This is a genomic window from Bradyrhizobium genosp. A, assembly GCF_049949275.1.
GTDB lineage: Bacteria > Pseudomonadota > Alphaproteobacteria > Rhizobiales > Xanthobacteraceae > Bradyrhizobium.
Window position 1 is genome coordinate 3,754,348 of the sequence record NZ_CP188196.1, and the last position, 22,460, is coordinate 3,776,807.

General features: G+C 65.2%; 17 protein-coding genes. 12 read left to right on the forward strand and 5 right to left on the reverse strand.

All coding sequences use genetic code 11. From position 1 onward, the window contains the following. Window positions 1–35: 35 nt before the first annotated feature. The 8 genes from ACP2YP_RS17260 (at window position 36) to ACP2YP_RS17295 (ending at window position 9,331) form a co-directional block, all read left to right on the forward strand. The gene (locus tag ACP2YP_RS17260) at window positions 36–1,532 is read left to right on the forward strand and encodes a CoA-acylating methylmalonate-semialdehyde dehydrogenase (protein ID WP_426425525.1); all 1,497 of its coding nucleotides are present in this window, start codon (window positions 36–38) and stop codon (window positions 1,530–1,532) included. Window positions 1,533–1,649: 117 nt separating this feature from the next. Beyond that, on the forward strand, window positions 1,650–2,795 hold the full coding sequence (locus tag ACP2YP_RS17265) for an isobutyryl-CoA dehydrogenase (RefSeq protein ID WP_426425527.1): 1,146 nt from the start codon (window positions 1,650–1,652) through the stop codon (window positions 2,793–2,795). Continuing rightward, window positions 2,792–3,859: an enoyl-CoA hydratase/isomerase family protein gene (locus ACP2YP_RS17270; protein ID WP_426425529.1), complete on the forward strand. Its 1,068-nt coding sequence runs from the start codon at window positions 2,792–2,794 to the stop codon at window positions 3,857–3,859. The genes ACP2YP_RS17265 and ACP2YP_RS17270 overlap by 4 nt, the downstream gene beginning before the upstream one ends. A 25-nt stretch (window positions 3,860–3,884) precedes the next feature. Further along, on the forward strand, window positions 3,885–4,775 hold the full coding sequence (gene mmsB / locus ACP2YP_RS17275; RefSeq protein ID WP_426425531.1) for a 3-hydroxyisobutyrate dehydrogenase: 891 nt from the start codon (window positions 3,885–3,887) through the stop codon (window positions 4,773–4,775). Next, on the forward strand, window positions 4,775–6,493 hold the full coding sequence (locus ACP2YP_RS17280) for an AMP-binding protein (RefSeq protein WP_426425532.1): 1,719 nt from the start codon (window positions 4,775–4,777) through the stop codon (window positions 6,491–6,493). The genes mmsB and ACP2YP_RS17280 overlap by 1 nt, the downstream gene beginning before the upstream one ends. A gap of 6 nt (window positions 6,494–6,499) precedes the next feature. Next, window positions 6,500–6,979: a MaoC family dehydratase gene (locus ACP2YP_RS17285; RefSeq protein WP_426425534.1), complete on the forward strand. Its 480-nt coding sequence runs from the start codon at window positions 6,500–6,502 to the stop codon at window positions 6,977–6,979. A 217-nt stretch (window positions 6,980–7,196) separates the two neighbouring features. Next, window positions 7,197–8,114 carry an SDR family NAD(P)-dependent oxidoreductase gene (locus ACP2YP_RS17290; protein WP_426425536.1) on the forward strand — a complete coding sequence of 306 codons (918 nt, stop codon included), beginning with the start codon at window positions 7,197–7,199 and terminating at the stop codon, window positions 8,112–8,114. A 38-nt stretch (window positions 8,115–8,152) separates the two neighbouring features. Next, the gene (locus ACP2YP_RS17295; RefSeq protein ID WP_426425538.1) at window positions 8,153–9,331 is read left to right on the forward strand and encodes a TIGR03862 family flavoprotein; all 1,179 of its coding nucleotides are present in this window, start codon (window positions 8,153–8,155) and stop codon (window positions 9,329–9,331) included. Between the two features lie 95 nt (window positions 9,332–9,426). Here ACP2YP_RS17295 and ACP2YP_RS17300 read toward each other — a convergent pair whose 3' ends face one another. The 3 genes from ACP2YP_RS17300 to ACP2YP_RS17310 all read right to left on the reverse strand — a co-directional run bounded on the left by ACP2YP_RS17300 (window position 9,427) and on the right by ACP2YP_RS17310 (window position 12,888). Further along, the gene (locus ACP2YP_RS17300; protein WP_426425540.1) at window positions 9,427–10,506 is read right to left on the reverse strand and encodes a D-TA family PLP-dependent enzyme; all 1,080 of its coding nucleotides are present in this window, start codon (window positions 10,504–10,506) and stop codon (window positions 9,427–9,429) included. Between the two features lie 64 nt (window positions 10,507–10,570). Beyond that, a complete protein-coding gene (locus tag ACP2YP_RS17305; protein ID WP_426425542.1) occupies window positions 10,571–12,382 on the reverse strand; it encodes an ABC-F family ATP-binding cassette domain-containing protein in 1,812 nt (603 codons plus the stop codon). 2 nt (window positions 12,383–12,384) lie between these two features. Continuing rightward, window positions 12,385–12,888 carry a YaiI/YqxD family protein gene (locus ACP2YP_RS17310; protein WP_426425543.1) on the reverse strand — a complete coding sequence of 168 codons (504 nt, stop codon included), beginning with the start codon at window positions 12,886–12,888 and terminating at the stop codon, window positions 12,385–12,387. A gap of 107 nt (window positions 12,889–12,995) precedes the next feature. On the opposite strand from ACP2YP_RS17310, the gene ACP2YP_RS17315 reads away from it, so the two are divergent. Continuing rightward, window positions 12,996–13,796 (forward strand): hypothetical protein, encoded by an 801-nt coding sequence (locus tag ACP2YP_RS17315; protein ID WP_426425545.1) that lies wholly within the window; start codon window positions 12,996–12,998, stop codon window positions 13,794–13,796. A 169-nt stretch (window positions 13,797–13,965) separates the two neighbouring features. Here the strand turns inward: ACP2YP_RS17315 and ACP2YP_RS17320 are convergent, their stop codons facing one another. Beyond that, window positions 13,966–16,335: a xanthine dehydrogenase family protein molybdopterin-binding subunit gene (locus tag ACP2YP_RS17320; RefSeq protein ID WP_426425546.1), complete on the reverse strand. Its 2,370-nt coding sequence runs from the start codon at window positions 16,333–16,335 to the stop codon at window positions 13,966–13,968. 209 nt (window positions 16,336–16,544) lie between these two features. Here ACP2YP_RS17320 and ACP2YP_RS17325 point away from each other — a divergent pair, with 209 nt between their 5' ends. The 3 genes from ACP2YP_RS17325 to ACP2YP_RS17335 all read left to right on the forward strand — a co-directional run bounded on the left by ACP2YP_RS17325 (window position 16,545) and on the right by ACP2YP_RS17335 (window position 20,617). Next, window positions 16,545–17,618 (forward strand): Ppx/GppA phosphatase family protein, encoded by a 1,074-nt coding sequence (locus ACP2YP_RS17325; RefSeq protein ID WP_426425548.1) that lies wholly within the window; start codon window positions 16,545–16,547, stop codon window positions 17,616–17,618. 1 nt (window position 17,619) lies between these two features. After that, window positions 17,620–18,321: an RlmE family RNA methyltransferase gene (locus ACP2YP_RS17330; protein ID WP_426425550.1), complete on the forward strand. Its 702-nt coding sequence runs from the start codon at window positions 17,620–17,622 to the stop codon at window positions 18,319–18,321. 379 nt (window positions 18,322–18,700) lie between these two features. Beyond that, window positions 18,701–20,617 (forward strand): GH39 family glycosyl hydrolase, encoded by a 1,917-nt coding sequence (locus tag ACP2YP_RS17335; RefSeq protein WP_426425552.1) that lies wholly within the window; start codon window positions 18,701–18,703, stop codon window positions 20,615–20,617. Here the strand turns inward: ACP2YP_RS17335 and ACP2YP_RS17340 are convergent. Continuing rightward, window positions 20,609–22,099, reverse strand: coding sequence for an MFS transporter (locus tag ACP2YP_RS17340; protein ID WP_426425554.1), 1,491 nt, complete (start codon window positions 22,097–22,099; stop codon window positions 20,609–20,611). The genes ACP2YP_RS17335 and ACP2YP_RS17340 overlap by 9 nt on opposite strands. Between the last annotated feature and the right edge of the window lie 361 nt (window positions 22,100–22,460).

Below are 22,460 nucleotides of genomic sequence, written 5' to 3' on the forward strand. Positions count from 1 at the left end.
AAAGAGTTCAGACCGGGACCTAAGGAGTTCATTCCATGCGCGCAGTCGGACATTTCATCGGTGGCAAGGAGGTCAAGGGCACCTCGGGCCGCACCGCCGACGTCTTCGAGCCGATGACCGGCGACGTCCAGGCCAAGGTCGCGCTGGCCTCGAAGGCCGAAGTTCGCGCCGCCGTCGAGAACGCGCGCGCAGCACAGCCCGAATGGGCTGCGACCAACCCGCAGCGGCGCGCCCGCGTCATGACGAAATTCGTCGAGCTGGTGCAGCGCGACTACGACAAGCTCGCTGAGTTGCTCGCGCGCGAGCACGGCAAGACCGTGCCCGACGCCAAGGGCGACATCCAGCGCGGTCTCGAAGTCGCTGAGTTCGCCTGCGGCATCCCTCATCTGATGAAGGGCGAATACACCGAGGGCGCCGGCCCCGGCATTGACATCTACTCCATGCGCCAGGCGCTCGGCGTCGTCGCCGGCATCACGCCGTTCAATTTCCCGGCGATGATTCCGATGTGGAAGTTTGCACCCGCCATCGCTTGCGGCAACGCCTTCATCCTGAAGCCGTCGGAGCGTGATCCCGGCGTGCCGATGATGCTCGCCGAGCTGATGATCGAGGCGGGCCTGCCGGCCGGCATCCTCAACGTCGTCAACGGCGACAAGGAAGCGGTCGACGCCATCCTCGACGATCCCGACATCAAGGCCGTTGGCTTCGTCGGCTCGACGCCGATCGCGCAGTACATCTATGAGCGCGCCGCCCAGACCGGCAAGCGCTGCCAGTGCTTTGGTGGTGCCAAGAACCACGCCATCATCATGCCGGACGCCGACATGGATCAGGCGGTCGACGCTCTGATCGGCGCGGGTTACGGCTCGGCCGGCGAGCGCTGCATGGCGGTTTCGGTCGCCGTGCCCGTCGGCAAGACCACCGCGGACCGCCTCATGGACAAGCTGATCCCGCGCGTCGAGTCGCTCAAGATCGGCACCTCGATTGATCCGTCCGCCGATTACGGTCCGCTGGTCACGCGCGAGGCAGTCGAGAAGGTCAAGGGCTACATCGACATCGGCATCAAGGAGGGCGCGACGCTCGCCGTCGACGGCCGCGGCTTCAAGATGCAGGGCTACGAGAACGGCTTCTATCTCGGCGGTTCGCTGTTCGACAACGTCACCAAGGACATGCGGATCTACAAGGAAGAGATTTTTGGCCCGGTGCTCTCGGTCGTGCGCGCGCATGACTACAAGGAAGCGCTGGCGCTGCCGTCCGAGCATGATTACGGCAATGGCGTTGCCATCTTCACCCGCGACGGCGACGCCGCGCGCGACTTTGCGGCCAAGGTCAATGTCGGCATGGTCGGCATCAACGTGCCGATCCCGGTGCCGATCGCCTATTACACCTTCGGCGGCTGGAAGAAGTCCGGCTTCGGCGATCTCAACCAGCACGGCCCGGACTCGATCCGCTTCTACACCAAGACCAAGACGGTGACCTCGCGCTGGCCGTCCGGCGTCAAGGAAGGTGCGGAGTTCTCGATCCCGCTGATGAAATGATCTCCTCAGCCGTCATTGCGAGGAGCTCTTGCGACGAAGCAATCCAGGGTCTTGCCGCAGAGACAGTCTGGATTGCTTCGCTTCGCTCGCAATGACGAGAAAAACGAGCAGCCCAGCATGCAATTCGCTCTGAACGAGGATCAGATCGCGGTTCGCGACATGGCATTGGCGTTTGCGGCTTCGAGGATCGCGCCGCACGCGTTGCGCTGGGACGAGGAGAAGTATTTCCCCGTCGATGTCATGCGCGAGGCCGCAACGCTCGGCATGGGCGGCATCTACATCCGCGAGGATGTCGGCGGCTCCGCCATGACGCGGTTCGACGCGGCGCTGATCTTCGAGGCGCTGGCGACGGGCTGTCCGACCACCTCGGCCTTCATCTCTATCCACAACATGGCAAGCTGGATGATCGATGCCTTCGGCAGCGACACCCAGCGCCACACCTGGCTGCCGAAGCTCTGTACCATGGAGCTGATCGCGAGCTACTGCCTGACTGAGCCTGGCGCCGGCTCCGATGCGGCGGCGCTGCGCACCCGTGCGGTGCGCGACGGCGATCACTATGTTCTCAACGGCCAGAAGCAATTCATCTCCGGCGCCGGCGGCACCGATCTCCTAGTCGCGATGGTCAGGACCGGCGGCGACGGCCCTGGCGGCATCTCGACCCTCGTCGTCGACGACAAGACGCCGGGCGTCTCGTTCGGCGCCAATGAGCGCAAGATGGGTTGGAATGCGCAGCCGACCCGCGCCGTCATCTTTGAGAACGCCCGCGTGCCGGTCGCCAACCGGCTGAGCGAGGAGGGCATCGGCTTCAAGATCGCGATGGCCGGTCTCGATGGCGGCCGCCTCAATATTACTGCGTGCTCGCTCGGCGGTGCACAGACTGCGCTCGACAAGGCGCGCAGCTACATGAAGGAGCGCAAGGCGTTTGGAAAGCGTCTCGACGAATTCCAGGCGCTGCAATTCCGCCTTGCCGACATGGCGATTGAGCTCGAGGCCGCGCGCACCTTCTTGTGGCGTGCTGCCGCAGCGCTCGACCGGAAAGATCCGGACGCCACCATGCTCTGCGCGATGGCAAAGCGCTTCGGCACCGACGTCGGCTTCGAGGTCGCCAACCACGCGCTGCAGCTTCACGGCGGCTACGGTTACTTAAGCGAATACGGGATCGAGAAGATCGTGCGCGATTTGCGCGTGCACCAGATCCTCGAAGGCACCAATGAAATCATGCGGCTCATCGTGGCGCGCAAACTGATCGAGGGTGCGCGATGAGTTCAGCGGAAGAGGGCGATCTCATCGTTCGCCGCGAGGGCGCGGCGGGCGTGATCCGCCTCAACCGCCCCAAGGCGATCAATGCCATGACGCTGGAGATGTCCATTGGCATCGATGCAGCGCTGGACAAGTTCGAGACCGATCCTGAGGTCGCGGTGATCATCCTGGAAGGCGCGGGCGAGCGCGGTCTCTGCGCCGGCGGCGACATTCGCGGTCTCTGGGAGAGCTCGCGCGAAGGCGGCGATCTCGGCGCGCGGTTCTGGCGCCAGGAATACGTCATGAATGCGCGGATCGCGAGATGTCCGAAGCCCTATGTTGCGTTCATGGACGGCCTCGTGATGGGCGGCGGCGTCGGCCTGTCCGGCCATGCCAGCCATCGCATCGTCACCGACCGGACCAAGCTCGCAATGCCCGAGGTCGGGCTCGGCTTCTTCCCCGATGTCGGCGGCACCTGGCTGCTGTCGCGCTCGCCCGGTGAGATCGGCACTTATTTCGGTCTGACCGGCCAGACGATGAACGGTCCTGACGCGATCCATGCAAAATTTGCGGACGCCGTGGTGCCTGCGGCCAAATGGCCTGAGCTGCGCGAGGCGCTGACGAAGGTCCGCCCGGGCGTGACCGCGACCGATGTCACCAAGCTCGTCAACGGCTTTGCGACCGGTGAGACCGCGGGGCCGGTCGCCGCAAAAGAGCCTGTTATCGACACGCTATTCGGCTTCGATCGCATGGAAGACATTTTTGCGGCGCTCAAGCGCGACGGCTCCGAGTTTGCGCTGGCGACGCTGAAGACGCTCAATGAGAAATCGCCGCGCGGCATGGTGGTGACGCTGAAACTGCTGCGGCTCGCGCGCACCGCATCGAGCCTGGAAGAATGCCTGGTGCGCGAATATCGCGCCGCGCTGGAAGTCTTCCGCAGCGACGACTTCCGCGAGGGCGTACGCGCCGCTGTGATCGACAAGGACCGCAATCCGACCTGGTCGCCGCCGCGGATCGAGGATGTGACGCCGGACATGCTTGCGCCATATCTCGCCGAGATCGGCGCCGACGAACTGAAGTTCAACTAACAACGTTCAAGCGGAGGAAACGAAGATGGCCACGATCGCATTCATCGGTCTCGGCAACATGGGCGGCCCGATGGCGGCCAATCTGGTCAAGGCCGGCCACAAGGTGGTGGCGTTTGACCTCGTCGAGGCCTCGCGTGCGCAGGCCAAGGCCGATGGCGCCGGCATTGCCGACAGCGCGTCGGCCGCGGTGAAGGGCGCCGATGTCGTCGTCACCATGCTGCCGGCTGGCAAGCATGTGCTCGGCGTCTGGAACGAAGTCGTTCCCGCTATGACCAAAGGCGCGCTGATCATCGATAGCTCGACGATCGACGTCGAGAGCGCGCGGCAGGCGCATGCGCTTGCGGCCAAGCACGGCGTGCTCTCGGTCGACGCGCCTGTCTCCGGCGGCACCGGCGGTGCCAAGGGCGCGACGCTCACCTTCATGTGCGGCGGCGAGGAGCACGCGTTCGCGGCGGCCAAGCCCGTGCTGGAGAAGATGGGCAAGAAGATTGTCCACTGCGGCGGCGCTGGCGCAGGGCAGGCGGCAAAGATCTGCAACAACATGATCCTCGGCATTTCCATGATCGCGGTGAGCGAGGCCTTTGCGCTGGGCGAGAAGCTCGGCCTCTCGCATCAGGCACTGTTCGACGTCGCCTCGACCTCGTCGGGCCAGTGCTGGTCGCTGACGACCTATTGCCCGGTCCCGGGCCCGGTGCCGACCTCGCCGGCCAACAACGACTACAAGCCGGGCTTCGCCTCGGCGCTGATGGTGAAGGATCTGACCTTGGCGCAGGACGCCGCCAAGGCTGCGGGCGCCGCAACGCCGCTCGGCCAACATGCGCAGGAGATTTACCAGGCCTTTGACAAGGCAGGGCAGGGCGGGGTGGATTTTTCCGGAATTATCAAGCACGTTAGGGGGCTAGCCGGGAAAGCTTGATGACGACATTTCAGGAAGCGCGCGCGTTTCTGCTTCACAACCGCACGGACTACGAGACGGCGGTCAAAGATTTCCGCTGGCCCGATCCGGTTCCCTTCAACTGGGCGCTCGACTGGTTCGACGCCGAGCTGGCCACGAATGCGGAGAGCAAGGATTTGCCTGCGCTCTGGATTGTCGATGCCGCGCAGGACAAGCATACAAAACTGTCCTTTGCGGCGCTCTCGAAGCGCTCCGACCAGGTCGCAAACTTCCTCCGCGCGCAGGGCCTGAAGCGCGGCGATCATCTCCTGCTGCTGCTCGGCAATGTGGTGCCGCTGTGGGAGACGATGCTGGCGGCGATGAAGCTCGGCGTCGTCGTCATCCCCGCGACCACGCTGCTCACGGCCGAGGAATTGCGCGACCGGCTCGATCGCGGCAAGGCGACGGCGGTGGTGGCGGCCGAAGACCAGGTCGCGAAATTCGCAAGTCTTGGTGCCGAGAACATCGTGCGCATCGTGGTCGGCGCGGCCTCCGACGGTTGGCTCGCCTATGACGAGGCGGCGAAAAGCGCTGAAAGCTTTGCCGTCGACGGCCTGACCAACGCGGACTGCCCGATGCTGCTCTATTTCACCTCGGGCACGACTGCAAAACCAAAGCTGGTGCGGCACAGCCAGCGCAGCTATCCGGTCGGCCATCTCTCCACCATGTACTGGATCGGGCTGAAGCCCGGCGACGTTCATCTCAACATCTCGTCGCCCGGCTGGGCCAAGCACGCCTGGAGCTGCTTCTTCGCGCCGTGGAACGCGGGCGCGACCGTGTTCGTAGTCAACCAGCCGCGCTTCGACGCAAAAGGCCTGCTCGCCACCATCGGCCGCTGCGGCGTCACCACGCTGTGCGCGCCGCCGACGGTGTGGCGGCTGTTCATTCAGGAGAACCTGGCGTCGTTCAAGGTGAGCTTGCGCGAAGTCTGCGGCGCCGGCGAGCCGCTCAACCCTGAAGTAATCGACCAGGTGCAGGCCGCCTGGGGCCTCACCATCCGCGACGGCTACGGCCAGACCGAGACCACGGCGCTCGCCGGTAACTCGCCGGGGCAAAAGATCAAGGTCGGCTCGATGGGCCGGCCGCTGCCGGGCTATCGCGTGCAGGTCAGCGATGCCGATGGCCATCCGGCCCAGGAAGGCGAGGTGGCGCTGCTGCTCGGCGCCGACCGGCCCGCCGGCCTGATGCAGGGCTATCAGGGCGATGACGCCAAGCTCTCCGGCGCCGAGGGCGAGCTCTACCGCAGTGGCGACGTGGTGTTCGAAGACGAGGACGGCTATCTGACCTTCGTCGGCCGTTCCGACGACGTGTTCAAATCCTCGGACTATCGCATCAGCCCGTTCGAGCTAGAGAGCGTGCTGCTCGAGCACGAGCTTGTCGCCGAAGCTGCCGTGGTGCCGAGCCCGGACCCGATCCGGCTCGCGATCCCCAAGGCCTTCTTGCTGCTGACCTCGGGCGCGGAGCGGACGCCGGAGACGGCGCTCTCGATCTTCAAGCACCTGCACACGCGGCTTGCGCCGTTCAAGCGCATCCGGCGCCTCGAAATCGTCTCTGAGCTGCCGAAGACGATCTCTGGCAAAATCCGCCGCGTGCAGCTACGACGGCTCGAGCGCGACAACGATCGCGACGATCCGCTGCGCGGCCGGGAATTCCGTGAGGAGGATTTTCCGGAGCTGCCGAAAACTAGAAGTGAGACCTGACGCGAAATGAACGAAATCTGGAAGAAGCCGCCGATCACGCTCGAGGCCTATCAGGCCATGGTCGGCAAGGAGGTCGGCGTATCGTCCTGGCACCTGATCGATCAACCCCGCATCGACACCTATGCCGACGTGACCGAGGATCATCAGTTCATCCATGTCGACCCTGAACGGGCGAAGAGAGAAACGGCGTTCGGCACCACCATTGCGCACGGTTTCCTGACGATGTCGATGATGTCGGTGATGTCCTACGAAGTGATGCCGGCGATTGCGGGTACCACGATGGGCGTGAATTACGGCTTCGACAAGCTGCGCTTCATCTCGCCGGTGCGCTCGGGCAAGCGCGTCCGCGGCCGCTTCGTGCTGGCGGAAGCGAAGCTGCGCAAGGCAGGCGAATTGCAGTCCCGCACCAGCGTCACGGTGGAAATCGAGGGCGAGGACAAGCCCGCGCTGGTCGCGGAGTGGCTCGGCCTGATCTATTTCGCGTAAGTCCGGGCCGGTCTTGACCTAGTCCTCCATCGCTGCTCAAAAGCTGACAAATTATCGCGGATGTTACCCTCTCCCCTTGTGGGCGAGGGTGGCTTCGCGAAAGCGAAGCCGGGTGAGGGGTATCTCTCCGCGATCTCGGCTGCGGCGAGATACCCCTCAACCGGCGCTTCGCGCCACCTTCTCCCACAAGGGGAGAAGGAAGAAAGGAAGCACACTCATGGCAATCAGGTTCGACGGACGCGTCGCCATCGTCACCGGCGCGGGCAATGGTCTCGGAAAGGCGCATGCGCTTGGACTGGCGAGCCGCGGCGCCAAGGTCGTCGTCAACGATTTTGGCGGGGCGCGTGACGGCAGCGGCGGCTCGCTGTCGCCGGCCGAAGCCGTGGTCGAGGAGATCCGCAAAGCCGGCGGCACCGCGATGGCCGACGGCGCCGACGTCTCCAACTTCGAGCAGGTCACCGCCATGGTCGAGCGCACCACCAAGGAGTGGGGCAGCGTCGATTTGATGTGCGCCAATGCCGGCATCCTGCGTGACAAGTCGTTCGGCAAGATGGAAGCCGCGGATTTTCAGAAAGTGCTCGACGTGCACCTCGTCGGCACCTTCTATTGTTGCAAGGCGGCCTGGGCCGGCATGCGCGACCGCAATTACGGCCGCATCGTGCTGACGACCTCGTCCTCCGGCCTCTACGGCAATTTCGGCCAGGCCAATTACGGCGCGGCCAAGTCCGGCATGGTCGGCCTGATGAACGTGCTTGCGGAAGAGGGCCGCAAGGCCGACATCCGCGTCAACATCATCTCGCCGACCGCGGCCACCCGCATGACGGAAGAGCTGCTGCCGCCGCAGGCGCTGCAATTGATGAAGCCAAACGCGATCACGCCCGCGGTCGAATACATGCTGAGCGAGGACGCGCCGACCCGCACCATCATGGGCGCCGGCGCCGGCTCGTTTGCCGTGATCAAGATTCTCGAGAGCGAAGGCGTCAACCTGCCGGAGGCCGACTGGACCCCAGACGCGGTCGCCGCGCATTTCGCTGAGATCAGCGACATGTCGAAGGCCAGGGCGCTGACCGGCGCGTTCGAGCAGACGCAGAAATACGTCGCGCAGGCCGCGGCACGCGCGGGGATCAAGCTCTGACTGACGTCGCCGTCATCGGTGCCGGTCCCGCCGGGCTGATGGCGGCGGAGGTCCTGGCGCACGACGGCGCCCGCGTCACCGTCTACGACGCCATGCCGTCCGCGGGCCGCAAATTCCTGATGGCCGGCCGTGGCGGGCTCAATCTCACTCACAGCGAGCAGCTAGCTGATTTCCTTGCCCGCTACCGGGAAGCGATGCCGCATCTGCGCGCCGCGGTCGAGGCGTTTCCGCCCGATGCGCTGCGCGACTGGAGCGCGGCACTTGGGCAGCTGACCTTCGTCGGCAGCAGCGGCCGAGTGTTTCCAAAGACGTTCAAGGCCTCGCCCTTGCTGCGCGCCTGGCTGCGGCGGCTCGATGCGACCGGCGTGCAATTCGCGTTTCGGCATCGCTGGACCGGTTGGGATGCGGAGGGCCGGCTCCAATTTCGAACGCCCGATGGCGTGCTTGCCATCGCCCCGAGCGCAACGGTGCTCGCGCTCGGCGGCGCGAGCTGGCCGCGGTTGGGCTCGGATGGTGCATGGGTCGATTGTCTCACCGCCAAGCGCGTTGCCGTCTCAAAGCTCAGGCCGGCCAATTCCGGCTTCACGGTCGCCTGGTCCGAATTGTTTCGCGATCGTTTCGAAGGTCAGCCGCTGAAGGGCGTGGCGCTGACGGTCGGTGCGCACACGGTGCGCGGCGAAGCCATGATCACCCGCGGCGGCATCGAGGGCGGCGCGATCTACGCGCTGTCGGCAGAGCTGCGCGAGGCGGTGCTGGGGATCGGGCAGGCCACACTGACGATCGCATTGCGGCCCGATCTCGACATTGCGGCGCTGACCACGCGCCTGTCGGGCACGCGCGGCAAGCAGTCGCTCGCGAACTTTCTGCGCAAGGCAGCGCAAGTGTCGCCGGTCGGCATCGGCCTGATGCAGGAAGCGGCCATCGCATCCGGCCGGTCGCTGGCAGCGCTCGCGCCTGCGGAGCTCGCGCATCTGGTGAACGCAATCCCGGTTCGGCTTACCGGTGTCGCCCCGATCGATCGCGCCATCTCGACCGCGGGCGGAATTGCCTTCGATGAGCTCGACGACCACTTCATGCTGCGCAAACTGCCCGGCGTTTTCGCCGCCGGCGAGATGCTGGACTGGGAAGCGCCGACCGGCGGCTATCTGCTGCAGGCGTCGTTTGCGACGGGCGCGGCGGCGGGGAGGGGCGTGTTGCGTTGGCTTGCTGAATCGTAGGGTGGGCAAAGGCGCGAAGCGCCGTGCCCACCGTCTTTCCGCGCATGCCGCGCTGATGGTGGGCACGCTTCGCTTTGCCCACCCTACGGCAGCGCCTAGCGCAGCTTCCCGCGCGCGGCCACTGGCAGCGTGCCGATGATCTCCTCGCCGCGGACCATCAGGACCTCGTCCATCATGTTGACGACGACGCAGACGTGGTTGGGCACGATGCGCACGACGTCGCCGACATTGGGCCGCGTGTTGCTGCGGGAGAGGTCGAGGAAGCCGTGCTCCTCGGCGAACTTGGCGATCTTGGCTTCGGGGTGCTCCAGGATCAGGCCGTGTCCGTCGAGCCCGCCGGTATCGGTCGTCAGCGTCTTCGAGCCGGCGTCCAGAATGCCGCGCTCGGGTGCGGCACGGCTCACCACCGTCGAATAGATGTGCAGCGCGCAATCGTCCCAGGTGGCGGAGCCGGCGGCGACCTGCATGCGGTCGTTATAGATGTAGGTGCCGAAGCGGTGCTCGGTGCCGCCCTTGAGCTTGCCGATGTTCTTGAGGTTCGGCGTGCCGCCGGTCGAGACAATTTTTGCATCGAGCCCGTGCGCGCGCACGCCGGCCAGCGCCTCGTCGAAGAATTTCTGCGCATCGCCCCAGCCGGTCTCGGTCGGGTAGAGCATGAAGCCGGCAAACTCCAGTCCCTTGGACGCGGCGATCTCGCGTGCGAGCGCAATCGCTTCTGCCGGCGTCTCGACGCCCGCGCGCTTGCGGCCGGTGTCGCATTCGACGACGACCGAGAGCGGGCGACCCGAGGCCGCGGCGGCCTTGGGCAGGCCGGCAACGACAGTCGAGTTGTCGGCGGCGACCGTCATGTTGGTCTTGGCATTCAGCGCGCCGAGACGCGCCATCTTTTCCTCGCCCAAGAGATTGTAGCTGATCAGGATGTCGTTGATGCCGGCATTGGCCATGATCTCGGCCTCGCCGATCTTCTGGCAGGTAATGCCCTTCGCGCCAGCGGCGACCTGCATCTTTGCAATGGTCGGATTCTTGTGGGTCTTGATGTGCGGGCGGTTGGCAACGCCGGCGTCGTCGCAGGCCTTCTGGATCCGCGCGATGTTGCGCTCGACCTTGTCCATGTCGATGACGGCGCAAGGCGTGCCGTATTCGCGAGCGATCTTGGCGGCGAGAGTTGTTGTCATGGAAGTCTCTTGGTTGGCGCGCATTCTGATCGCAAAACCGGTGCCCACTTTTGCGGAATGCGCGCTAGGCCTGTTCAATTTCTTCGCGGAGCATTTCAAGTTCGAGCCAGCGCTCTTCGGCTACGGAGAGTTCTTCATGCGCCTTGGCGATGGCGGCGGAGGTGTGGTCGAATGTCTTGCGATCCCTGGCGTAGAGGTTGGGATCGTCGAGCACGCGTTGCAGTTTGGCGATATCGGTCTGCAACGTCTCCATCTTCTTTGGCAGCGTTTCCAGCGCGTGCTTCTCGTTGAAGCTCAGCTTGCGCCTGGACGGGGAGGCGGGAACGGCGGAGCGCTCCTCTTTCTTTTCCACCGGCGCTTGCGCCTTCGCGGTATCGCGTTTCAGGTCGGCGCCGCGTTGCGTGAGCATGTCGCTGTAGCCGCCGGCATATTCGGTCCACTTGCCGTTGCCTTCCGGGGCGATCACGGAGGTCACGATGCGGTCGAGGAAATCGCGGTCGTGGCTGATCAGGATGACAGTGCCCTCGTAATCGCCGAGCATGTCTTCGAGGACATCGAGGGTTTCGAGATCGAGATCGTTGGTCGGCTCGTCCAGCACCAGCAGGTTCGACGGCTTCGCCAGCGCGCGCGCCAGCATCAGCCGGCCGCGCTCACCGCCCGAGAGCACCTCCACGGGCGTGCCGCGCTGCTCCTGGGCGAACAGGAAGTCCTTCATGTAGCCGACCACATGCTTCGGCTTGCCGCCGACCATGATCTGGTCACCACGCCCGCCGGTCAGCGCCTCGGCCAGCGTCGACTTGGGATCGAGGCTTTCGCGGTGCTGGTCGAGCGTGGCCGTCTCCAGATTGGCCCCGAGCCGCACCGTGCCCGAGTCCGGCTGCGCGCCGCCGGTCAGGAGATTGACCAGTGTGGTCTTGCCGGCGCCGTTCGGACCGATGATGCCGAGCCGGTCGCCGCGCTGGATGCGGGTGGAGAAATTGTCGACGATCATACGGTCGCCAAAGGCCTTGGTGACGCCCTTGGCCTCGATCACCAGCTTGCCGGATTGCTCCGCTTCAGCCGCGGCGAGACTGGCGGTGCCCGCGGTGCCGCGATAATTCCGCCGCTGGTCGCGCAGCGCATGCAGATTGCCGAGCCGTTTGACATTGCGCTTGCGCCGGCCGGAGACGCCGTGGCGCAGCCAATGCTCCTCGTCGACGATCTTGCGGTCGAGCTTGTGCTGGTCGCGCTCTTCTTCCGCGAGCACCTCGTCGCGCCAGGTCTCGAACGAGGCGAAACCGCGATCGATCTGCTTGATCTTGCCGCGGTCGAGCCAGGCGGTGGAGCGCGAGAGATTGGTGAGGAAACGGCGGTCATGGCTAATGATCACCAGCGCGCTGCGGCGGCTGTCGAGCTCCTGTTCCAGCCATTCGATGGTGGAGAGATCGAGATGGTTGGTCGGCTCGTCCAGCAGCAAAATGTCGGGCGAGGGCGCGAGCACATACGCCAGCGCCGCGCGGCGAGCCTCGCCGCCGGAGAGATTGTGCGGGTTCTCGTCGCCGGTCAGGCCGAGCTGCTCGAGCAGGTAGCGTGCCTGATGCTGGTCGTCACCGGGCGCGAGCCCGGACTCGACATAGGCGAGCGTGGTCTTGTGCTCGCCGAAATCAGGCTCCTGCGGCAGATAGCGCACCGTCGCGCCCGGCTGCACGAAGCGCGTGCCGCCGTCGGCCTCGACGAGGCCGGCCGCGATCTTCAGCAGCGTCGACTTGCCGGAGCCGTTGCGGCCGATCAGGCAGACGCGCTCGCTTGGCGCGACATTGAGCTCGACGCCGCTCAAAAGCGGCGTGCCGCCAAACGTGAGCTTGATGTCTTTGAGTTGGATCAGCGGCGGCGCCATGGTCAGCCTTGACTCGAATTCTGGCTCATTGCGGCGTGATCGGCACGGCGGCGCTGGATCCGGCGCAGCGTCTGGTCGAGTGCCGAGAGGAAGGTGGAGCGGTCGCGCGGCGCGAACGAGCGCGGGCCGCCGGTGACTTCGCCGGCCGAGCGCAGATCCGTCATGAGATTGCGCACCGCCAGCGTCATTCCGATCGACTCCTCCGTGAACGGCTTGCCGTTCGGCGCGATTACGTCGGCGCCCGCTTTCACGCAGCGGCTTGCCAGCGGAATGTCGGAGGTGATGACGACGTCGCCGGGCCTGGCCCGCTCCGCGATCCAGTCGTCCGCAGCGTCCATGCCCGCACCGGCGGCGATGCGCTCGATGAGGGGATCGTGGGGCACGCGAATAAAGTTGCCGGCGACCACGCTGACGGGCACGCCGTGGCGGAGCGCGACGCGGTAGATCTCGTCCTTCACCGGACAGGCATCGGCGTCGACATAGATGCGGGTGGGAGTGTCAGTCATTCGCCGCGTGGTACCCCATTCGGGCCCCAAAGGCGAGGGGATTGACCGGTGTTCCCCGGGGCCTACGATCGGCTCTGAAACAACAAAAATACAGGGAAAGACCCGCCATGCCGAACCGGCTCGAAACCTACCGTGTCGAAGCCTACAACACCGCCAAACAGTCCGAAAACAAGATGCACGACGACACGGTGGCGCGTCGCTTCGGCTTTTCCGGCGGGCTGGTCCCGGGCGTCGATGTCTTCGCTTACATGATGCACGTGCCAGTGGCGCGCTGGGGCCGCGATTTCCTGTCGCGCGGGCTGGTCGAGGCGCGCTTCATCAAACCGGTCTATGACGGCGAGACCGCCGATGTCGATGCGACCGAGCACGACGGCCTGCTGACGATCGAGGTCTTCAGCCGTACCGAGCTCTGCGCCACGGGAACGGCGTCGCTGCCGGCGGCAGCACCAGCGTTGTCATTGGGCGACTATATCGGGGTCCCCGCGGCGGCCGAGCGCGAGCCGGTCAGCCCTGAAATCTTCGAGGGCGGCAAATGGCTCGGCAGGACGCCGCGCCGCTGGGCCGGGCAGGCGGCGAGTGACTATCTCGCCGATATCAGGGAGACCGATCCGATTTTTGCGCGCGAGGGGCTCGGCCATCCCGGCCTGATCCAGCGCGTCATGAACCACGTGCTGGTCGACAACACCATTCTGGGCCCCTGGATCCATGTCGGCAGCCGCATGCAGCTCTTGTCGCCCGCGCGCACCGGCGACGAGATCGTTGCGCGGGCCAAGGTCACCGCGAACTACGAGAAGAAGGGCCACCGCTTCGTCGAGCTCGATGCGCTGGTCGTCGCCAACGGCACAACGCCGCTGGCACATTGCCAGCACATCGCGATCTACCAGCCGCGCGAGCAGGCGGCGGCGTAGTTTCTTCACCTCGCCCCGCTTGCGGGGAGAGGTCGGCGCGAAGCGCCGGGTGAGGGGGAGCTTCCGCAGGGACGGTGACAGACGACTCGCGGAGAGTCCCCCTCACCCGAAGCCTCGCTGCGCTCCGGCTTCGACCTCTCCCCGCAAGCGGGGAGAGGTGAACAACAACTTACGCCACGCCCTTCGCGTCCTGGATCGCTCGCCACACCCGCTCCGGCGTCAACGGCATGTCGATGTGCTTGATGCCGTAGTCCGACAGCGCGTCGAGCACCGCGTTGACCACCGTCGACAGGCTGCCGGCGCAGCCGGCTTCGCCGCAGCCCTTGGTGCCCAGCGGATTGCTCTTGGCAGGCACCGGGTGATCGCCGACCTCCATGAACGGCACGTCCTCGGCGCGAGGCAGGGCGTAGTCCATCAGCGAGCCCGTGATCGGCTGGCCGCTCTCGTCGTAGCGGACATGTTCCATCAGCGCTTGTCCAATGCCCTGGACGACGCCGCCATGGAGCTGGCCCGCGACCAGCATCGGGTTGATCACCGTGCCAAAGTCGTTCACCGCGCTGTAGCGCACGATCTGCACCACGCCCGTATCCGGATCGACCTCGACCTCGGCGACATGGCAGCCGTTCGGGAAGGCCGACGGCACCGGCTCGCTGGTGTGGTCGACGTCGAGACTGTCGGGAACGCCGTCCGGCACCTTGCCGTCATGGAGCTTCTTGGCGAGCTCCATGATGTCGATGCTGCGGTCGGTGCCGGCGATGGTGAAGGCGCCGTCGGCGAACTCGATGTCGGCTTCCGAGGCCTCCAGCATGTGCGCGGCAGCGCGCTTGCCCTTTTCGATCACGAGGCGCGCGGACTCCACGATGGCTTGCCCGGTTGCGGTGATCGAGCGCGAGCCGCCGGTGCCGCTGCCGGTGTGGACGATGTCGCTGTCGCCCTGCACGAGCTTGACACTCTCGAAGGGGACGCCGAGCTGCGCGCACAGCACCTGTGCGAACGGCGTCGCGTGGCCCTGGCCGTAATCGAGCGTGCCGGTGATCAGCTGCACGCTGCCGTCAGGATCGAACAGGATCTTGCCGAGCTCGGGGCTCGGCGGCGCAGTGACCTCGAGATAGGAGCCGACGGCGATGCCGCGCAGCTTGCCGGCCTTCTTGCTCTCCTTCTTGCGCTTGGCGAAATTCTCGTGGTCGGAGATTTCGAGCGCCTTGGTGAACACCGCCTGGAAGTCGCCGCTGTCATAGGTGACGCCCGAGGAGGCCGGGAAGGGCATCTGGTTCGGCTTGATGAAGTTGCGCTTGCGCATCGTCAGCCGGTTGATGCCCATCTCGTCGGCGGCACGGTCGATCAGACGTTCCATGTAGTAGTTGGCTTCAGGCCGGCCGGCGCCGCGATAGGCGCCCATCAGCGTGGTGTTGGTCAAGACCGTCTTGATGTCGACCGCCATCAGCGGCGTTCGGTAGACGCTGGGAAAATTCTTGCCGGTGTTGAGCGAGAGCGGGCTGGGCGCAACGCCGGTGATATAGGCGCCGAGATTGCCGTAGCCTTCGAGCTTTGCCGCGAGGAAGTGTCCCTCGGCATCGAGCGCGAGCTCGGCATGGATCTTTTGCGCACGGCCGTGGCTGTCGGAGAGGAAGCTGGTGGAGCGCTCGTCGAGCCACTTCACCGGACGCCCCAGCGCCTTTGCCGCGTACAGGATGCACATGTATTCGGGATAGTTGACGTTCTTCATGCCGAAGGAGCCGCCGACATTGGCGGTGAGGATGCGCACCTTCTCGTTCGGCACCTTCAGGTTCTTGGCGAGGTTGGCGCGGTTGCCCGCGACGCCCTGCGTCGGCATCTGGATGGTGTAGCGCCCGGTGGCCTTGTCGTAGGAGGCAAGTCCCACGCGCGGCTCCATCGAGACCACGGCGACGCGGGTGTTCTCGATGTCGACCTTGGTGACATGGGCGGCGCTGGCGAAAGCGGCGTTCACCTTCTCCATGTCGCCATAATGGTAGTCGAGCGCGACGTTGTTCGGGATGTGATCGTAGAGCTGCGGCGCGCCGGGCCTGGTGGCTTCCTCGGGATCGGTCACCGCCGGCAGCGGCTCGATATCGAGCTCGACCGCCTCGGCCGCATCGCGCGCCTGGGCGAGCGTGTCGGCGACGACGAAGGCGACGGGATCGCCGACGAAGCGGACCTTGTCGGTCGCCAGCGGCTGGCGGTTGGTCTGGAGCAGGGGCGAGCCGTCGCGGCTCTTCAGCGGCAAGCCGCAGGTGAAGGGGCCATAGCCGGCCGCGTCGAGGTCCTTGCCGGTCCACACGCCCAGCACGCCCGGCATCGCCCGGGCGGCGTCGGTGCCGATGCCGCGGATCACGCCGTGGGCGTGGGTCGAGCGGACGACCACGGCATAGGCCTGGCCGGGCAGGTTGAAATCGTCGGTGTAGCGGCCCTTGCCGCGCACCAGGGTGTCGTCCTCCTTGCGGCGGACCGGCTGCCCGACGCCGTATTTTTGCAGTGCAATAGCGTTTTCGAGCGTCGAGGATTTGGTGTGTTCTTGCATGGAAAAGACCTGAAAAGCCGGCAATTGCGCGTTTTGTGGGCGCTTGCGGGACCGGGCCCCTTCAGATAACCCACCGACCCGTTCACGACAACGCACGAATGGGCATGGTCCTATGTGATGCGTTGTTGCGCAGGCTTGCCGCGCTGCTAATGTTTCAGGCGAAAAAGCAATTCCAGATCGGCCCTATGGGCCGCGGAAAGACAGTTTGTATGAATGACCACACGCGGCTCCGCGACGGCCATGGGCCGGGCGGTGAGCTCGAGGGGTCGATGGCGGCGGTGGCGTTCGCCCCCGAACCGGCCATCGCCGCGCAGGCGCCGGGAACCGGCGTTTATGCGGCGCTGGACCTCGGCACCAACAATTGCAGGCTCCTGATCGCCTGTCCGACCAACGATGGCTTTCGCGTGGTCGATTCCTTCTCGCGCATCATCCGGCTCGGCGAGGGGGTCTCGGCGACCGGCTCGATCAGCGAGGCCGCGATCGAGCGCGCCATTGCCGCGCTCAGCATCTGCCGGGACAAGATCAACCTGCGCAAAGCCAAGCGGCTGCGGCTGATCGCGACCGAGGCCTGCCGCGCGGCCTCGAATGCGGAGGGGTTCCGCAGCCGGGTCGCGGCCGAGACCGGCATCGAGCTCGAGGTGATCGACCGCGAGACGGAAGCATCCCTTGCGATGCTCGGCTGCTCGCCGCTGGTTGATCCAAGCGGGCGCGGCGCCATCCTGTTCGATATCGGCGGCGGCTCGACCGAGCTGGTGCGGATCGAGCGCGACCCGCAAAATCCGGAGCCGCGCATCAAGGCCTGGATGTCGATCCCGCTTGGCGTCGTGACGCTGGCCGAGCAGTTCGGCGGACGCGACGTGACGCCGGAGATTTACGCCGCAATGGAGCAGGAGGTCGCCAACCACGTCGCGCCGTTCGCGGAACAGCATGGCCGCGATCTCAGCGACATGCATCTCCTCGGCACGTCGGGCACCGTGACCACGCTCGCCGGCATCCATCTCAATCTCGCGCGCTACGACCGCCGCCGCATCGACAGCATCTGGATGAACGACACCGACATCACCGCGACCATTAACAAGCTGCTCGGCATGAGCTACGTGGAGCGCGCCAACAACAGCTGCATCAGTGTCGAACGCGCCGATCTCGTGCTGGCCGGCTGCGCCATCCTAGACGCCATCCGCCGCGCCTTTCCGTTGCCGCGCCTGCGCGTCGCCGACCGGGGCCTGCGCGAAGGCATGCTGGTCGAGATGATGCGCGAGGACGGCGCGCTCAGGAGCTGGTGAGATGGCGAAAGACACCACCGGCCGCTTGCACGTCCAAGTCAAGACCAAGGTCAAGACCGGCGGCAAGCGCAAATTGTCGTCGAAGCTGTGGCTGGAGCGGCAGCTCAACGATCCCTATGTCGCCAAGGCCAAGGCGGCGGGCTATCGCTCGCGCGCAGCCTTCAAGCTGCTCGAGATCGACGACAAGTTTCGGCTGCTGAAACCTGGCATGACCGTGTTTGATCTGGGCGCCGCGCCCGGCGGCTGGAGCCAGATCGCCGCCAAGCGCGTCGGCTCAGTCGACGGCAAGGGCAAGGTCGTCGCGATCGACCTGCTGGAGATGCCGGAGATCCCCGGCGTCGACTTCGCCCAGCTCGATTTCATGGACAATGACGCGCCCGACAGGCTCACCGCGATGCTCGGCGGCGGCGCCGACGTCGTGATGTCCGACATGGCCGCCAACACCACCGGTCATCGCAAGACCGACCAGCTCCGTATCGTCGGGCTGGTCGAGACGGCGGCGGCCTTTGCGTGTGACGTGCTCAAGCCCGGCGGCGCATTCCTGGCCAAGACGTTCCAGAGCGGCGCCGATGCCGATCTGCTCGCCCAGCTCAAGCGCGATTTTGCGACGGTGCGCCATGTGAAGCCCGCGGCCAGCCGGCAGGATTCGTCCGAGCGCTACGTGCTCGCGACGGGATTTCGCGGGACGGTGGGCGGGGAGTAGCGCCATCCACGCCGTTACAACGCCGCAGGCCTATCCGCGGACACGCAGGTAGATCGACGACGGAAAGTGACCGGTCGTGCCCCGACTGCAACAAGCATGAAAAGTCTGGCGTCGATCGCGACGTTGGCGCTTCCCTGCTCGGCATCGGCAGTCAGCGAACAATGGGCCACCTTCGAAAGCCAGCGGGCAAGGAAATTCAAATCTCTGCATCGTTGGGCACCGTCGCGCCATGCTGCGCGCGATGGGGCTCCTCGCATGTCGCCAGCTGCGAAGCGACAGTATCATAACTAATGTGATCTTATCATAATCCTGTAGCGATCGGGGGTGATGATGCTGTTCGCCGCAATCTAGGCGGGCAATCCTGTTGATGGGGAATGGCATGCGCATCCTGAGCAATCCCGGCCGTCGAGCCGGCCGGTCACATCGCCGTATTCTTCTCGCGGCTCTTGCCGCGACAGCCTTGAGCCTGAGCCAGGTGCGGATGGCCGCAGCCGACGCCACCATTGCCGTGGACGCTTCGTCGACCGTTCACCTGTGCGCAGGCGCGGGCTGCGACGATCTCAAGACCTTGCAGAACATCTACCAAGGGGCGAGCGTTCCAGCGGAGCCCGCGATCGGGACGGCGCTGTCGACGCTGTCGGCGACCATTGTCGACCTGAAAATGAAGCGGCTCCGCATGTTGCAGAGCGACAATCTGTGCGACCTGGATGCAAACGGCAATCTTGGCAGCGTAGCGATCGCGACCAATCCCGACGGCTCTGCGATGAGGAATCCCGACGGCAGCTTCGTGTTTACGCCAGTGACCTCGGGCGGCTGCAATCTGATCGACTGGACCTTGCCCTGGACGCTCAACAACGGTCTGTCGGTGCATATCGCGGTGGCCTCGTTCCTGCCGCCGAGCTTCATCGGCCGGACGCCTGCACCGCCCTACGACGGCGCGGAGAACTGGAACGCCGCGACGCTCGCCCTGTACACGACCTATGCCGAGAGCCTGGTGCGCTACATCATGACCAAGGCATTCGAGGGCGGTGCTCCTTCGGTGATCTTCGAGGTCAGTAACGAGCTCGACATCGCCGACACCACGCCGCAGACCTTCGACGCCAACAATCTCGCCGGCAACAAGCTCGCGCCCTTGGGACCGTGGGAACGCTGGTTGTGGTGGATCGCCCCGAATAGCTTTGATGTCACCGGTCCGATGGGGGCACCGACCTCCTATCCCTATAGTTTCGACAAGCGCCGCGTGCCGCACGGCATTGCTCCGATCCAGCAGCTCTACGCGAAGGCGATCACGAAGGTCTGGGGCCAGCTCGCCGGCACCTACAAGGGCAAGACCGTCGAAATTGCCGGTCCCGCCTTCTCGACCTCGGACTTCGACTGGTATCCGCTGCACAATCAGCAGACCCTGGAAGAGGATTTCCTCGATGAGATGCTGAGTCCGTTGGCGCTCGGCGGGCAGTTCAATGCACCGCTCGATCGCTTCTCGTTCCACTATTACGGCGACTTCCAGAACGGCTTTGGCTGGGATCCGGGTGCGGGCCCGAAGACGACGCTGAAATTCGTGACCGACACTATCAAGCAGAAGCTGAAGGATCTGGGGCACAAGGACATGCCACTGTTCTTGACGGAATGGGGACCGTATTCGGTCGACGCCACCATCAACTATGCCCATAGCGGCGCGGCATGGGCGGCGGCGTTCCTGATCGAAGCCGTGGCGGACGGCGTCACCGCGGGATCTTATCTGATCCTGAGCGATGCCACCGGTGCCGCCACGGACGGCGATCTCGGCCAGCAAAGCATCATGCACAAGCTCACCGATGCCAACGGCGTGCACTATTATCCGAAGCCCGTGGCCAACGTCTTCAAGATGTTCAACATGATGACGGGAACGCGCAAGGCGGTGACGGTGTCGCCGACGGGGGCGACTTCCAATCTCAATGCCTTCGCAACCAGCGATGCGAATTCGGCAAGCGTCCTCGTCTACAACTACAATTCATCGGTGTTCAACAACAATGCCAGCTCGCTGGCGGAGACGCCGGAGAGCTTTACGATCAACCTCGGAAATCTCTGGGGCCGCAAAGGCTACACGGGCACGGTGACCGTGAAGCGCTACGTGGTCGATGCCAATACGAGCAATCTTTACGCCTTCCTGAAGCCGGACGGCAGTCATCCTTCGCCCGAGTTGCAACTGGTCGACCAGACTGCGGGGTATGTCTCGAACAATCAGCTCATGATCAGCAGCGCATCGCCGCTGGGGCTGGGAGTGATCCTGTATCGGATCGAACGGCAGTCACCCTAGTCGTTGATCCCGAACGTCCTGCGTATCCTCGGTGGCGGCCTTGACCGCCGCCTTGGCCGCGCCCTTGCCGGCACCCTTGCGGCTTGCGATCTCCAACGCCTTGCGGCCGGAGATCTCATGGCCGGCATCGGCAGGCATCTGCCAGAAGAACCAGCTCGACACCGCGGAGGTCAACGCCACCACGACGAAGGCCGGCGCGAACACGGCGGCGTTGAGCTCGCTGACATGGCTCAGCCACATCGTCGTCTCGACCGAGGCCGCGCCGACGGCGACGCCGGCGGAGACCGCGAGTTGCTGGTTGACGCTGACCAGCGTGGTGGCGCGGCTCATCTGCGGGCTCTCGACGTCGGCATAGGCCACCGTGTTGATCGCGGTGAACTCGAGCGAGCGGAAGAAGCCGCCGACGACCAGGATCACCAGGATGATCAGCAGCGGCGTCGTCACCGTGAACAACGCGCAGACGCCGAGGAAAAATGCGCTGACGATGGCGTTCACCGTCATCAGATTGCGGAAGCCGAAGGTGCGGATCAGGCGCGCGGCCAGCGTCTTCATGCCCATCGCGCCGAGCGAGGAGCCAAAGGTGACGAGGCCGGAATGGAACGGCGACAGCCCGAAGCCGATCTGCATCAACAGCGGTAGCAGGAAGGGCAACGCGCCAATGCCGAGCCGGAACAGGAAGCCGCCGAGCACGGCCGCGCGCAGCGTTGGCAGATTCAGAAGCGAAAAGTCCAGCACCGGCGATCCCGTCCGCCGGGCATGAATGACGTAGAGTGTCATCGAGATCGTTCCGCCTGCGACCAGGGCCGCAACGATGCTCCAGGGTAGCAGGTTGAGGCCGGCGACGGAGAGACCGAACGCGATGCCGGCAAGCCCGATGCCCGCCAGCACCATGCCGTAGAGATCGAACTTCTCCTGCGTTTCGCTCTTGATCGGGTCGATGAACTTCAGCGCCATGAAGATGCCGAGCAGTCCGATCGGAATGTTGATCAGGAAGATCCAGTGCCATGAGGCGTAGGTGGTGATGAAGCCGCCGAGCGGCGGGCCGATCACGGGACCAATCAGGGCAGGGACCGTGACCCAGGCCATCGCGTTGACCAGCGCGCTCTTGTCGACGGAGCGCAGCAGCACGAGGCGCCCGACCGGCGTCATCATCGCCCCGCCCATGCCCTGGAGGATGCGCGCGAACACGAAGTCGGTGACCGAGCTCGAGAGCGCGCAGCCAACCGAGCCGACCATGAACACGCCGACCGCGATCGCAAACACCATGCGCGCGCCGAACCTATCCGCGGTCCAGCCGCTGGCCGGGATGAACACCGCGAGCGACAGCAGGTAGGAGGTGATCGCGAGCTTCAGCGTCAGCGGGCTGGTGCCGATGTCGGCCGCGATCGCCGGCAGCGAGGTGGCGATCACCGTGGAGTCCATGTTCTCCATGAAGAGAGCGGTGGCCACGATCAGCGGAATGATGCGTTGCTTGTCGACCATGACGGATTGGTAATGGAAACGGAGGGAAGGGCGGACTTGGGGCTTATCACCACGGCTCGGCCGGGACCATTGCGCATCAACGCATAGCACCTAAATCCTGCGGGACAACGGTTTGGCCGGGAAGCGTGAGCGGGCACGGCTCCGGCTCTCTCGTCATTCCGGGGCGCGCCACTTGGTGCGAACCCGGAAGCCATCGGGCCGCGCGGACCGCTGCGGGGTGGATTCCGGACTCGCGACTTCGCCGCGCCCCGGAATGACGGTGCGTCCGGCCGCCCACGCTGAATTGACGTAAAAAAGCCTGTGCATGGCTGGCCAGCGGCCCGATTTTCTTTGATTCGTCGCGCGGCCGTGCTATCGACCC